This window comes from Ruegeria sp. AD11(2025), assembly GCF_056542405.1.
In genome coordinates this window covers 83,952-97,800 of record NZ_JBQFZU010000010.1, presented here as the reverse complement: position 1 = coordinate 97,800, position 13,849 = coordinate 83,952, and the positions used below count along the sequence as shown (strand labels likewise).

The window sequence follows — 13,849 nt, the reverse complement described above, 5'->3', positions numbered from 1 at the left end:
AGTTTCCAATGCCCGACGTTTCAGACATCGCCCCTGATTTCACTTTGCCCCGCGACGGAGGCGGCGAGGTCACCTTGTCGGCCCTGCGCGGCGGCACCGTGGTTCTGTTCTTCTATCCCCGTGATGATACGCCGGGCTGCACCAAGGAATCCATCGGTTTCTCGGAACAACTTCAAGCCTTTGCCGATGCCGGTGCTCACGTTTTCGGCATCTCGCGCGACAGCGTCGCCAAGCACGACAAATTCGTCGCCAAGCACAACCTGACCACACCGCTTTTGTCGGATGAGGGCTCCTCGACGTGCGAGGATTATGGCGTTTGGGTGGAAAAGAACATGTACGGGCGAAAGTCGATGGGGATCGAGCGTTCGACCTTCATCGTCAACGCCGAGGGCGAAATCGCCCGTGTCTGGCGCAAGGTCAAAGTGCCCGGCCACGTGGACGAGGTGCTGGAGGCCGTGCGCGCCCTGTGACCCCTCTCGACCACGGTCGCCATCCGGTCTAAGACCCGCATACCTGACCAAGCGGAGAGGCCCGGTGTCGAAAACACTGACCCAGATGGCAACCGAAGTTCTGACCACGGCGGACGGGCGGGAAAAAACCGCCCTGTCCAAACGCCATGCGGCGGCGTGGTTCGCCTCGCGTAAGGAGGGCGTGCCCGCGATTGAGATCGGTACCGCGACACCTCCGCTGCAACCAGCGCGACCGGGCAGGCCGGAACTGCTGTCTCCGCGCGAGGTTCCGAAACGCAAGCCCGGAACCGAGGCGGGACGCATCGCCCTGCTGCACGCGGTCGCGCATATCGAACTGAACGCGGTGGACCTGCATTGGGACATCATCGCCCGCTTTGGTCATGTACCAATGCCGATTGGATTCTATGACGACTGGGTCAAATGCGCCGAGGAAGAATCGCGCCATTTCGAGATGATCTGCGATTGTCTGGAAGGCATGAGCAGCCACTATGGCGCCCTGCCCGCCCATACCGGCATGTGGCGCGCAGCCGAGGACACCGCCGAAGACCTGATGGGTCGACTGGCCGTAGTGCCCATGGTGCTTGAGGCGCGCGGGCTGGACGTCACCCCCGGCATGATCGACATCTTCCGCAAGGCAAAGGACAAGAGGGCCATCGCCGCGTTGGAAGTCATCTATGCCGAAGAGGTAGGCCATGTTGCCTATGGCTCGAAATGGTTCCATTTCTTGTGCGGGCGTCAAAATGCCGACCCCAAGGACGTGTTTCACAAATTGGTGCGGTGCTACTTCCACGGGGCGCTGAAACCCCCGTTCAACGAGGAGAAACGCGCCGAGGCCGGGCTGCCGCCCGACTTCTATTGGCCGCTGACTGAAGACCTGCCACCACCCGGTGCCGCGCAATAGGCCTGCTCAAGTTGACGTCATCGGCAATTTCCCGCCGAGAATTGGCGGGAATTACCTGCTTTGTTGTGTGAACTAGTTAACAAACTTGCCCAACGCACAAGTGCCCTCTATGCAGTTCGCCCAAGGGACGGACATCACTCACAACCGGTCCCGATCTTGGGGATGAGAGGTGAAGACGCGTGCGAACTCGTCTGGCAATCAAACTACACTCACTGCTCGAGCGGCAATTCCCGGAACGCCGGGTTTTCCTGAAATCTGACAACGACACGCGGTTCATCCGGCTCAGCTCGGAAACTCAGATCGCAGCCGTCGCCGGTGTGGCGGTGATCGTCGGCTGGACAGCGGTCGCCACGGCGATCCTGCTTATGGACAGCATCGGATCGGGCAACTTCCGCGAACAGGCCAAGCGGGATCAGGCAACTTATCAGGAACGCCTGAACATCCTGTCCGTCGAACGCGACGCGCGCGCTCAAGAAGCACTGGCCGCGCAGGATCGGTTCAACGCTGCGCTGAAACAAATTTCGGCAATGCAGTCTGAGCTGCTGGCCTCGGAAAACCGTCGTCGCGAGCTTGAGACCGGGATCGAAGTGATCCAGACCACTTTACGCGCTACGATGAAACAGCGCGAAGAAGCCCGTACCGAACTGGCCAGCGTCCAGGTCGAGGCAGATGACGGCGACATGTACGTGACCGCCGTGGCCACCCCCGAACAGATGACATTCATGACCACGGCACTGGCCCGCACCGCGCAAGAGCGCGACCAGATCGCGGCCGATGCCAAGGACGCGCTGCACCAGCGCGATGAACTTGAGCTGGAAATCCAGCTGATGCAGGAACGCAGCGACGAGATATTCCGCCAGCTGGAAGAGGCGATGGTGATCTCGGTCGAACCACTGGACAAGATGTTCCGTCAGGCCGGTATGCCTACCGACCGTATCATTGAAGAGGTCCGCCGCGGTTACAGCGGTATGGGCGGACCCCTGACCCCTATCTCTTTCAGCACGCGCGGCGAGGACCTGACCCCCGACGAGATTCGCGCAAATGTTTTGCTGCAACAGATGGATCAGTTGAACCTGTACCGCCTTGCCGCCGAGAAAGCGCCGTTCGCCAATCCGGTGAAGTCCGTGGTGCGGTTTACCAGCGGATTCGGCAGCCGCCGGGATCCTAAAACCGGCGGGCGGCGCATGCATAATGGTGTCGATTTCGCCGGCGCTCAGGGCACGGATATCTTTGCCACCGCAGATGGTGTCGTCACACATGCTGGCTGGCAATCCGGTTTCGGGCGGCTGGTCAAGATCCGTCACGCCTTCGGGATTGAGACACTTTATGCCCATAACACCAAGATCCGCGTCAAGGTTGGTCAAAGGGTCTCGCGCGGGGATCATATTGCTGATATGGGTAGCACCGGACGGTCTACCGGCACGCATCTGCACTATGAGGTGCGCGTAAACGGAAAACCTGTAAACCCAATGACTTACATCAAGGCTGCGAGAAATGTTTTCTAAGAGCCGTAGTATCTGATTTATAAGGACTTTTCAGGCTGATCTCCTAAGTTATTGGGAGTAAAGCCGAATGTCATTGAAGCACAAGTTCACTGTCTCGTTTGTGAAGACAGCCAAAATCCCCGCCAAAGGCGAGGTAACTTACACAGCGACAGACCAGCCGGGGCTAACTTTGAGGGTGCTCGCCTCCGGTCAGCGCACCTTCTACGCTCGTATCTGGGATAGCCGCACACAACGCACCAAGCGCATCAAGATCGGGGATGCTTCCCTTGTCACTCTGGCCCACGCAAAACGGACTGTGAGCGCCCTGAGGACCGACGTCGAGACCGGACGACACACTGTCACCCAGAGGATATTCCTCCTATCAGACGCCTTCTCTGCGTACTGTGCGACCCTGCGCGCCAAGAACGTGTCGAGGGGCTATGAGTACCAGAATGATCGGGCATGGGCGCAAGTGCCGAAGGAGATGCGAGCTACCCCGCTGGACGAGATCACGCACTCGGAACTCTCTTCGCTGATCCAAACTCTATACCAGAAGCAACCCGGCACCGCTTACAGCCTGAGACGCCTCCTGCGAGGCTGCTGGCGCACTGCCCTGCGCGACCGCATGTGCATCTATGATCCTACCGCCGACTTACCTAAGACCAAGATCGAACCCAGACGAAAAGTGCTGTCCGACGCAGACCTACAAACGATCCTCTCCACCGTCCGCTCTGATGCTGCTGAGTTCCCCGAGCGCTCTGCGTGCTTCCTCCTGCTCGCGGCCACAGGCTAGAGGACGAACGAGGTCCGCACCCTTGAGTGGCGTGACGTGCATCCTGACCGCATTGTATTCCCCGGCCACAGACGCAAGCAGGGAACCGAGCACACAGTCTACCGCAGTCCATTGGCCGATGAGGCGCTATCTTATTTGCCCAGAGGTATCGGGGCAACGAAGCTGTTCCCTGTCGGCGGTCGGGGCTGGATGGCCTCCTATGCTGCTCGGCTCACTGAAAGGACGGGCATACCGTTTCACATGCACTTATTGCGCAAGACGCTCATCAGCCAGATGCTACGGGATGGAGTGCCTGTGCATATCGTGGCGGGCAAGCGCATGGGAACCCGCGCTGCTGCCGGGACCGAGGCATTCACCACAGAGATGAACACTGGCTATCTAGGCAGTCGCATCGGCGGCAAGTTGTATCTGGCGCATCGCGTCATCTGGGCGCTGACCTATGGTGAGTGGCCACAGAACCATATCGACCACATCGACCTCAATCGGCAGAACAACGCGATTGAGAACCTGCGTGACGTAACGCAAGCAGAGAACAACCAGAACAAGTCGATCTACAAGAACGGCAAGCTGGGCATCCCCGGCGTCTGCCAGCGGGACAACGGCACGTTCAAGGCACAGATAAATATCAAGGATAAGCGCGTCTATGTTGGCACGTTCGGAACCTTGGTCGAAGCTATCGCTGCGCGAACTGCCGCTGAGACTGTCAAGGAACTCATGGCTGCTTGACCGGACCACAGACACAGGGCATACACAGGGTTGAGAGATCGGCCCTGAAAGCCCTTACTATTAAGTCAAAAGGCTGCGAGAAATGTTTTCTAAGAGCAAAATCAACGAGCCCGGATCCAATGCACCCGAGGCGGCGAAACCTGCCGCTCCGGCCACACCGGCGACCCCTGCACCGGCAGAAAACAAGGCCAGCACCGCGCCCAAGCCCAAGCCTCCGGCGTCGGTACTGTCCTCGGACCTGCACATCACTGGTAACCTGAAAACCACCGGCGACATTCAGGTCGAAGGCACAGTCGAAGGCGACATCCGCGCGCATCTGCTGACCATCGGTGAAACCGCCACCATCAAGGGCGAAGTCACCGCTGATGATGTCGTGATCAACGGCCGCATCGTGGGCCGGGTGCGTGGTCTGAAAGTCCGCCTGACTTCGACCGCGCGTGTCGAAGGCGACATCATCCACAAGACCATCGCCATCGAAAGCGGCGCCCATTTCGAAGGTTCGGTGCAGCGGCAGGACGACCCGCTGAACCCGGGCCGCAGCGCCAAGGCTGGCGCCAACCCGGCGGCCGAGGTCAAGCAGTAACGCTGATCCGACAACCGAATGATCAAACGCCGCAGGTCATCCTGCGGCGTTTTTCTTTTGCTCTTGCCGCCGGGACCGGTCGGTATAGGGTTCTGACATGCTGATCTTTTTCTCGATCCTTCTGCTGATCGCGGTTTTTTTCCTGTACCGCCACTGGTCCAAGTCGCAGGCGCGACAAGAGTTGCTGGCCACCCCCCTGACCGACCACCAGCGCAGGGTGATCGAACAGCAAGTGCCATTGATCCGCCGCTTGCCCTCTGATTTGCGGACCAAGCTGGACGGCAAGGTGAACCTGTTTCTGGATCAGGTGCAATTTCACGGGTGCGACGGGCTGGAGGTCACCGAAGAGATGGAACTGGCCATCGCCGCGCAGGCCAGCCTGCTGCTGGTGAACAGCGACCTCTGGTATGATCACCTGACGACGATCCTGATCTATCCAAGCGCCTTTAAGTCCCGCCAACGCAGGCAGGACGGCTATGTTGTCAGCGAGAAGGAAATCGTGCGCACCGGCGAAAGCTGGGATCGTGGGCCGGTAATCCTGTCGTGGTCGCACAGCCGGAAAGGCGCCGCAAACGACCATGACGGGCAAAATGTTGTCCTGCACGAGTTTGCGCACCAGATCGACGACCTTTCCGGCGGTACTAACGGCGTTCCGATCCTCAGCAACGGGCAGAGCTTTGCCGAGTGGGAGCGCGTCTTTCTAACCGCATACGACGCCCATGTGCGCGCCGTGGAACACGGCCAGCACACTGTTATTGATCCCTATGGCGCGGTGGGTCACGAAGAGTTTTTTGCAGTCTCGGTCGAGGTGTTCTTCGAACAGCCACGGCAATTGAAAGCCGCCGTACCTGAGGTATACGAACAATTGTCGAAACTGTTCCGGCTGGACCCGTTCAGTTGGGGATAGCCGCCCGGCCAACATCGCCAGTTCATTTCTGAACAGCCGGTTTGAAATTTCCCCGTTCCCTGACGTTTCACAAAATGCGATTTTTAAATTAACCTTAAATCAGTGTTTTCAGGAGGGATTTTCATGTCATCAAAACTCATGGCCGAGTTTTTCGGCACGTTCTGGCTGGTGCTGGGCGGGTGCGGCAGCGCCGTATTGGCGGCAGGAGTCGCGGATGTGGGCATCGGCTGGCTGGGCGTTTCCTTTGCCTTCGGCCTGACGGTTCTGACCATGGCTTATGCGGTCGGGCATATCTCGGGCGGGCATTTCAACCCGGCCGTCAGTCTTGGCCTGATGATGGGCGGTAGGTTTCCTGCCAGGGACTTGATCCCCTATTGGATCGCGCAGGTGATCGGCGCGATTGCCGCCGCGGCTGTCCTGTATCTGATCGTCAGCGGTGCTCCGGGATTCGAGGGTGTCGGCGGATTTGCCTCGAACGGGTATGGCGAAGCATCACCCGAGGGCTATTCATTGATGTCCGCATTGGTGATCGAGATCGTGATGACCGCATTCTTCATCATCGTCATTCTTGGCGCGACATCCAACTTTGCGCCCGACGGCTTCGCCCCGATCGCCATTGGTCTGTGCCTGACGCTGATCCACCTGATCTCGATCCCGGTGACAAACACGTCGGTCAACCCGGCGCGATCCACCGCTGTGGCCCTGTTTGCGGATGCGCCGGCCCTTGGTCAGCTTTGGCTGTTTTGGGTCGCCCCACTGATCGGCGCCGCCATCGGAGCGCTGATCTGGCAGGCGATGGGCGACGACTGATCCTGAAAAAGCCCCGACGCTAAGCGTCGGGGCTTTTTAACTTATTCGGTGACGGTGACTTTTTTCATCATGTCGGGCTGACCGATCACAGCACCGTTGGGGCCATCGCCCCGCTTGATAGCATCGACCACGTCCATGCCCTCGGTCACCTGACCAACAACCGTGTACTGGCCGTTCAGGAATGGGCCCGGTTCGAACATGATGAAGAACTGCGAATTCGCGCTGTCGGGGTCCTGCGCACGGGCCATGCCCACGACACCACGGTCATAGTTGTAATCCGAGAACTCGGCAGGCAGATCAGGGCGATCCGACCCGCCGGTACCGGCACGGCGCATATCGCCGCCAATACGACCGAATTCAACGTCACCGGTCTGAGCCATGAAGCCGTCAATCACGCGGTGAAACACCACGCCATCATATTTGCCTTCAGCGGCCAAAGCACTGATCTGTTCGACATGTTGGGGAGCCAGGTCTTCGAATAGGTCGACGTTGACGATGCCATTGGCGCCCTCACCTTCGATCTCGATCTGAAGCCCGGTGGCCAACACAGGGCTGGCCAAAAGGGTGAAAGCTGCGGCCAGTTTATACATCCGAAGCCACCTTGACGCTGATCATGCGATCCGGGTTCGCAGGCGGCTCACCACGTACGATTGCGTCCACATGCTCCATGCCGTCAATGACGCGGCCGTAAACGGTATACTGACCATTCAGGAAGTGGTTGTCCTTGAAGTTGATGAAGAACTGCGAGTTGGCCGAGTCCGGGTTCTGCGACCGCGCCGCGCCCAGCGTGCCACGGTCATGCGGCAGTTTCGAAAACTCAGCCGGAACGTTCGGCAGCGACGAGCCACCGGTGCCCGCCATACGCAGGTTGAACCCGTCTTCCATATCACCGTGCTGCACGTCGCCGGTCTGCGCCATGAAACCGTCGATCACACGGTGGAAGGCCACGTTGTCATACTCACCACCGCGCGCCAGTTCTTTCATCCGTGCGCTGTGCTGCGGTGCCACGTCCGGCAGCAGCTCGATGACGACATTGCCGCCCTTCAGTTCGATTATGATAGTGTTTTCGGGATCCTTGATCTCGGCCATGAGGCCCTCCTGTCGTTTGGTCTTGCGCAAATACCTATTCGCCACGCGCATGAATGCCAAGTGACGCATTGACCTGAGGGCAAAATGCAGGAAAAGAACCGCCTAAATCTGTTTCACATTTCCGAGGACTGCACGATGGGCTGGAAAACTCTCGACGACATGGACCTGAACGGCAAACGCGTGCTGGTGCGCGTCGATATCAACGTGCCCGTGGTGGACGGGGTCGTGACCGATGCAACCCGTATTCAGCGCATTGTGCCGACCGTCCGCGATATTCTGGCGGCCGGAGGTAAGCCCATCTTGCTGGCACATTTCGGGCGTCCGGGTGGTGAGCGCCGCGAGAACCTGTCGCTGAAGCAACTTATTCCCACGCTTCAGGATGCCTTTGGCACCACGGTTTTGTTCGCGGCCGATTGCGTCGGCACCGAGGCCGAACTGGCCGCTGAAGCACTGCAACCTGGTCAGGTTCTGCTGCTTGAAAACACACGCTTCCACGCAGCCGAAACCAAGAATGACACCGATTTGGCTGCGGGCATGGCCAAGCTGGGAGAGGTCTATTGCAACGATGCCTTCTCGGCCGCCCACCGCGCGCACAGCTCGACCGAGGCCATCGCGCGCCTGCTGCCCTCGTGCGCTGGCCGCCTGATGCAAGCCGAGTTGGAGGCACTGGAAGGTGCTCTGGGCGCGCCCAAGCGTCCTGTAACCGCCGTGGTCGGTGGTGCGAAGGTTTCGACCAAGCTGGAACTGCTGGGCAATCTGATCACCAAGGTGGACTATCTGGTGATCGGCGGTGGCATGGCAAACACGTTCCTTGTCGCTCAGGGCCTGAACGTGGGCAAATCGCTAGCCGAAACAGCGATGAAAGACACCGCGGCCGAAATCCTGGGCAAAGCCGAAAGCGCGGGCTGCACTATCGTTCTGCCCACGGACATCGTTGTTGCGGAAAAGTTCGAGGCCAACGCCCCGCATCAGATCCTGCCCGCCGATCAATGCACCGATGACGGCATGATCCTGGACGCAGGCCCCCAAAGCGTTGCAGCCATCAACGAGATTTTCGCCAAAAGCCAGACCCTGATCTGGAATGGCCCGCTGGGCGCGTTCGAGATCGAGCCCTTCGACGCCGCCACAAATGCCGCCGCTCTGAAGGCCGCCGCACTGACCCGCTCGGGCCAGTTGGTGTCAGTCGCGGGCGGTGGTGACACTGTCGCCGCGCTGAACGCCTCTGGTGCGGCCAAGGACTTTTCGTATATCTCGACCGCCGGTGGCGCCTTCCTTGAATGGATGGAAGGCAAAACCCTGCCCGGCGTCGCAGCTCTGGAAGGTTAAGCCTCGCGCAAATTGGCCGGTTGTCGGAACACGTGGTAATCTCTCCGCTTACCGGTGGAGAGTATTGCCATGAGAGTTTTTGCATGCCTGATCGTTGCCCTGTATCCCCTGCCCGCTGTTGCCCAATCCAGTTGCGGCGGGCGGACCCAGCTGGACGCAAATTTCTGCGCTAAGGAGAAATAGGAAATCGCCGACCGCGAGCTCAACCGGATCTGGAAAGAAGTCAAGCCGAGGGCGGACGCACGCGGAGACGGTCAGGCCCTGTTGAATGAACAGCGCGCTTGGCTGCAAACCCGCGATGCCACCTGCGAGCCCGAGTTGAAAAGCGACGGCAGTGCAGCACCGATGTTCTATTAGGCGTGCATGGAAGAGCAGACCCTGACACGCAATCAAGTCCTTGAGGCATTGCGCTGACAAAGGCTGTCCAACATTTCCAAAAAAAGTAGGAGCCAAGGGATTCACAACCCGAATCACCTGTGACATAGTGCATTCAGATGCTCGCAAAGGGCACATTATTGAGGCAATTCATACGGCGGTAAACAGAGTGTCCCGTTCCCACCGGCCCGGTTTGGGCGCAGTCGTTTTCTTCATGGTGGCATTTATGCTGGGTGTGTATTTCACCTTTGCCGCCGTGCAGGGCGACTATGGCCTGTTCCGACGGGTCGAGATTGCCGCGGAACGGGACGCCCTGTCACGCGACCTGGCCACACTCAAGGCCGAGATCGCCGAAATGGAAAATCTGACCCGTCGACTTTCGGACTCCTATCTGGATCTCGACTTGCTGGATCAGCAGGCACGCTCGGTTCTAGGCATGATCCGCTCGGACGAGATTGTCATTCGCTGATCCGGATCAGGTTTTTCGACAAGAAATCTCGGCCCGGCAGCATCTTACCCAACAAGTATTTGGCCTGTTTCCGCAGGATCGGACGCTGCGTCACATTTACCCTCGCCAGAAAGCCGCAAATGCTTTATGAGATAGTTTAACGCTAAACTATCTGTCCGGAAGGGGGAGATCGCCACGATGGCTGCGCGAAAAACCACAAAGAAACCAAATGTTTCTGCGGAAGAGCTTAAAACCTACTACCGCGAAATGCTTCTGATCCGCCGATTCGAGGAAAAGGCCGGTCAGCTTTATGGCATGGGTCTGATCGGTGGGTTCTGCCACCTTTACATCGGGCAGGAAGCCGTTGTTGTCGGCCTCGAGGCCGCGGCCAAGGAAGGCGACAAGCGTATCACTTCGTATCGCGATCACGGACACATGCTGGCCTGCGGGATGGAGCCGGGCGGCGTGATGGCCGAATTGACCGGACGCATCGGGGGTCTTTCTAAGGGTAAGGGCGGCTCGATGCACATGTTCTCGAAAGAGAAGCATTTCTACGGCGGCCACGGCATCGTTGGCGCGCAGGTTCCGCTGGGCGCCGGTCTGGCTTTTGCCGACAAGTACAAGGAAAACGGCGGTGTGACCTTCACATATTTCGGTGACGGCGCGGCGAACCAGGGTCAGGTCTACGAGACCTTCAACATGGCCGCCCTCTGGGATCTGCCGGTGGTCTTCGTGATCGAGAACAACCAATACGCCATGGGAACCGCTCAGGCGCGTTCGACCTCGACCAAGGACATCTACCATCGCGGCGAGGCCTTCGGCATCCCTGGCGAGATCGTCAACGGCATGGATGTTCTGGCAGTCAAGGAAGCCGGCGAGAAAGCCGTCGCCCACTGCCGCGCGGGCAAAGGCCCTTATATCCTGGAGATCAAGACCTACCGCTACCGCGGCCACTCGATGTCCGACCCGGCCAAGTACCGCACCCGCGAGGAGGTTCAGAAGGTTCGCGAACAAAGCGACCCGATCGAACACGTGCGCGAGTTGTTGCTGACCGGCAAACACGCCACTGAAGATGACCTGAAGGCGATCGACAAGGAAATCAAAGAGGTCGTCAATCAGGCCGCTGAATTCTCGAAAGAAAGCCCCGAGCCTTCGGTTGAAGAGCTTTGGACTGACATTTACGCCTGAGAGGACGAATAAGACATGGCAACCGAAATTCTCATGCCCGCCCTTTCACCCACGATGGAAGAAGGCACACTGGCCAAGTGGCTGGTAAAAGAAGGCGACACCGTATCCTCGGGCGATATCCTGGCCGAGATCGAAACCGACAAGGCAACGATGGAATTCGAAGCGGTCGATGAAGGTATCGTCGGCAAGATCCTGATCGTCGAGGGCACCGAAGGGGTCAAGGTCAACACCCCCATCGCGGTGATGGTCGAAGACGGTGAAGACGCCTCCGCTCTGCCTGCAGCTGCCCCCGCAACCGCTGCGGTGGCCGAGGCTGCCCCGGCGGCGGTTGAGGCCCCTGCTCCGGCTGCAACGCCCGCTGCTCCGGTCGTGGACCTGTCGCCCGATTGGCCCTCAGATGCCGAGATGAAATCCGAAACCGTCCGCGAAGCTCTGCGCGACGCGATGGCCGAAGAAATGCGTGGCGACGAAGATGTCTACCTTATGGGTGAAGAAGTCGCCGAATATCAGGGCGCCTACAAAATCTCGCAAGGCCTGCTGGACGAGTTTGGCCCTAAAAGGGTGATCGACACCCCGATCACCGAGCACGGTTTTGCCGGCATCGCGGTTGGCTCGGCCTTTGGTGGCCTGAAACCGATTGTCGAGTTCATGACCTTCAACTTCGCCATGCAGGCGATTGACCACATCATCAACTCCGCCGCCAAGACGCTTTATATGTCCGGCGGTCAGATGGGCTGCCCCATCGTGTTCCGTGGTCCCAACGGTGCTGCGGCCCGCGTGGCGGCACAGCACAGCCAGGACTACGCGGCTTGGTACATGCAAATCCCCGGCCTGAAAGTTGTGATGCCCTATTCGGCCGCCGACGCCAAAGGTCTGCTGAAATCGGCGATCCGCGACCCCAACCCGGTGATCTTCCTGGAAAATGAAATCCTCTACGGCCGCTCATTCGACGTACCGCAGGTGGACGACCTGACCATCCCGCTGGGCAAGGCCCGCATCTGGCGTGAAGGCTCGGACGTGACCATCGTCAGCTTCGGCATCGGTATGCAATACGCACTGGAAGCCGCCGACAAGCTGGCCGAGGAAGGTATCAGCGCCGAGGTGATCGACCTGCGCACCATCCGCCCGATGGACACCGGCGCGATCATCAACTCGGTGATGAAAACCAACCGTCTGGTGACCGTCGAAGAGGGCTGGCCGCAAGGCTCGGTCGGCAGCTACATCTCGTCCGTGGTGATGCAGGAGGCGTTCGATTATCTCGACGCGCCGGTCATCAACTGCACCGGCAAGGATGTTCCGATGCCCTACGCCGCGAACCTCGAAAAGCTGGCGCTGATCACCACCGAAGAGGTGATCGCCGCCGTCAAACAAGTGACCTACCGGTAAGGAGCGACAGACAGATGCCCACCGAAATTCTGATGCCCGCCCTTTCACCGACCATGGAGGAAGGCACGCTGGCCAAATGGCTGGTCAAGGAAGGCGACACTGTCTCCTCCGGAGACCTGCTGGCCGAGATTGAAACCGACAAGGCCACGATGGAGTTTGAGGCCGTCGACGAAGGCACCATCGGCAAGATCCTGATCCCCGAAGGATCGGAAGGGGTCAAGGTCAACACCGCCATCGCGGTTCTGCTGGAAGATGGAGAAAGCGCAGATGATATCGCGGCTGCACCTGCCTCGGCTCCCGCGGCTGCCCCCGCAGCCGCTGCGGGCAACGAGGTTGCCGCGCCAGCGGCGTCCGAGGCGCCCGCCCCTGCTCCGGTCAAGGCGGATGGCGGTCGTATCTTTGCCTCGCCTCTGGCCCGTCGGATCGCGGCGCAAAAAGGCCTCGACCTGTCGCAGATAACCGGCACAGGTCCGCATGGCCGCATTGTCAAAGCGGATGTTGAAGGCGCAACTGCGACTGCACCGGCAGCAGCACCTGCCTCGGCGGCTGCAGCACCTGCACCCGCAGCCGCTCCGTCGGGTCCATCAGCGGACGCGGTGGCCAAGATGTATGAAGGTCGGGAATTCGAGGAAATCAAGCTCGACGGTATGCGCAAGACCATTGCCGCGCGCCTCAGCGAAGCCAAGCAGACCATCCCGCATTTCTACCTGCGCCGCGACATCAAGTTGGACGCGCTGCTGAAATTCCGCAGCCAGTTGAACAAGCAACTGGAAGGCCGTGGCGTGAAGCTGAGCGTCAACGACTTCATCATCAAGGCCGTCGCCAACGCGCTGCAACAGGTCCCAGCCTGCAACGCGGTTTGGGCTGGGGATCGCGTTCTGCAACTGAAGCCGTCGGATGTGGCGGTCGCCGTAGCGATCGAAGGCGGTCTGTTCACACCAGTCCTGCAGGATGCCGACACAAAATCCCTGTCTGCACTGTCGACCGAGATGAAAGACCTCGCCTCCCGCGCCCGCGAGCGCAAGCTGGCACCGCACGAATATCAGGGCGGCACGTTTGCGATCTCGAACCTCGGCATGTTTGGCATCGACAATTTCGACGCCATCGTGAACCCGCCCCATGCCGGTATTCTGGCCGTGGGTTCCGGTGTCAAAAAGCCGCTTGTTGGCGATGACGGAGAGCTGACCGTGGCCACCGTCATGTCGGTTACCATGTCGGTCGATCACCGAGTGATTGACGGTGCGCTTGGTGCAGAGCTGCTGCAGGCCATCGTCGACAATCTGGAAAACCCGATGGTCATGCTGGCCTGATCCATCGCTAATAAAAAAAGCCGCCTCAATCCCGAGGCGGCTTTTTCATTCAC

16 protein-coding genes are annotated in these 13,849 nt (G+C 59.5%); 14 read left to right on the top strand and 2 right to left on the bottom strand.

From position 1 onward, the window contains the following. Positions 1-8 precede the first annotated feature (8 nt). From ACR1XY_RS11875 to aqpZ, 8 genes are all read left to right on the top strand, one after another. Complete coding sequence (locus ACR1XY_RS11875; RefSeq protein WP_480593482.1) at positions 9-470, top strand: peroxiredoxin; 462 nt, start codon at positions 9-11, stop codon at positions 468-470. Between the two features lie 85 nt (positions 471-555). Continuing rightward, positions 556-1,371 (top strand): ferritin-like domain-containing protein, encoded by an 816-nt coding sequence (locus tag ACR1XY_RS11870; RefSeq protein ID WP_480593586.1) that lies wholly within the window; start codon positions 556-558, stop codon positions 1,369-1,371. Between the two features lie 179 nt (positions 1,372-1,550). After that, on the top strand, positions 1,551-2,876 hold the full coding sequence (locus ACR1XY_RS11865) for a DUF5930 domain-containing protein (protein ID WP_480593478.1): 1,326 nt from the start codon (positions 1,551-1,553) through the stop codon (positions 2,874-2,876). A gap of 67 nt (positions 2,877-2,943) precedes the next feature. Then, entirely contained in the window at positions 2,944-3,648 is a 705-nt protein-coding gene (locus ACR1XY_RS11860; protein WP_480593475.1) for an integrase arm-type DNA-binding domain-containing protein, read from the top strand. Positions 3,649-3,888: 240 nt separating this feature from the next. Next, entirely contained in the window at positions 3,889-4,374 is a 486-nt protein-coding gene (locus ACR1XY_RS11855; protein WP_480593473.1) for an HNH endonuclease, read from the top strand. Positions 4,375-4,456: 82 nt separating this feature from the next. Further along, positions 4,457-4,957, top strand: a complete 501-nt coding sequence (locus ACR1XY_RS11850; RefSeq protein WP_475209009.1) for a bactofilin family protein — start codon at positions 4,457-4,459, stop codon at positions 4,955-4,957. A 97-nt stretch (positions 4,958-5,054) separates the two neighbouring features. Next, complete coding sequence (locus ACR1XY_RS11845) at positions 5,055-5,864, top strand: M90 family metallopeptidase (protein WP_480593469.1); 810 nt, start codon at positions 5,055-5,057, stop codon at positions 5,862-5,864. Between the two features lie 123 nt (positions 5,865-5,987). Further along, complete coding sequence (gene aqpZ / locus ACR1XY_RS11840; RefSeq protein ID WP_480593467.1) at positions 5,988-6,674, top strand: aquaporin Z; 687 nt, start codon at positions 5,988-5,990, stop codon at positions 6,672-6,674. A 41-nt stretch (positions 6,675-6,715) separates the two neighbouring features. On the opposite strand, the gene ACR1XY_RS11835 is transcribed toward aqpZ, so the two are convergent. Both ACR1XY_RS11835 and ACR1XY_RS11830 read right to left on the bottom strand, forming a co-directional pair. Then, a complete protein-coding gene (locus ACR1XY_RS11835; RefSeq protein ID WP_480593463.1) occupies positions 6,716-7,264 on the bottom strand; it encodes a peptidylprolyl isomerase in 549 nt (182 codons plus the stop codon). Further along, positions 7,257-7,763, bottom strand: a complete 507-nt coding sequence (locus tag ACR1XY_RS11830; protein ID WP_480593461.1) for a peptidylprolyl isomerase — start codon at positions 7,761-7,763, stop codon at positions 7,257-7,259. Before ACR1XY_RS11830 ends, ACR1XY_RS11835 begins: the two co-directional genes overlap by 8 nt. Before the next feature lie 135 nt (positions 7,764-7,898). Here ACR1XY_RS11830 and ACR1XY_RS11825 point away from each other — a divergent pair, with 135 nt between their 5' ends. The 6 genes from ACR1XY_RS11825 (at position 7,899) to ACR1XY_RS11800 (ending at position 13,796) form a co-directional block, all read left to right on the top strand. Beyond that, complete coding sequence (locus ACR1XY_RS11825; protein ID WP_480593583.1) at positions 7,899-9,089, top strand: phosphoglycerate kinase; 1,191 nt, start codon at positions 7,899-7,901, stop codon at positions 9,087-9,089. Positions 9,090-9,275: 186 nt separating this feature from the next. Then, positions 9,276-9,446 carry a lysozyme inhibitor LprI family protein gene (locus ACR1XY_RS11820; RefSeq protein WP_480593581.1) on the top strand — a complete coding sequence of 57 codons (171 nt, stop codon included), beginning with the start codon at positions 9,276-9,278 and terminating at the stop codon, positions 9,444-9,446. 187 nt (positions 9,447-9,633) lie between these two features. Then, a complete protein-coding gene (locus ACR1XY_RS11815) occupies positions 9,634-9,933 on the top strand; it encodes an FtsB family cell division protein (protein WP_480593459.1) in 300 nt (99 codons plus the stop codon). A gap of 177 nt (positions 9,934-10,110) precedes the next feature. Continuing rightward, entirely contained in the window at positions 10,111-11,100 is a 990-nt protein-coding gene (pdhA, locus tag ACR1XY_RS11810; protein WP_480593457.1) for a pyruvate dehydrogenase (acetyl-transferring) E1 component subunit alpha, read from the top strand. Positions 11,101-11,115: 15 nt separating this feature from the next. Further along, entirely contained in the window at positions 11,116-12,486 is a 1,371-nt protein-coding gene (locus ACR1XY_RS11805; RefSeq protein WP_480593455.1) for a pyruvate dehydrogenase complex E1 component subunit beta, read from the top strand. A 14-nt stretch (positions 12,487-12,500) separates the two neighbouring features. After that, positions 12,501-13,796, top strand: coding sequence for a pyruvate dehydrogenase complex dihydrolipoamide acetyltransferase (locus ACR1XY_RS11800; RefSeq protein WP_480593453.1), 1,296 nt, complete (start codon positions 12,501-12,503; stop codon positions 13,794-13,796). The last annotated feature ends 53 nt before the right edge of the window (positions 13,797-13,849 follow it).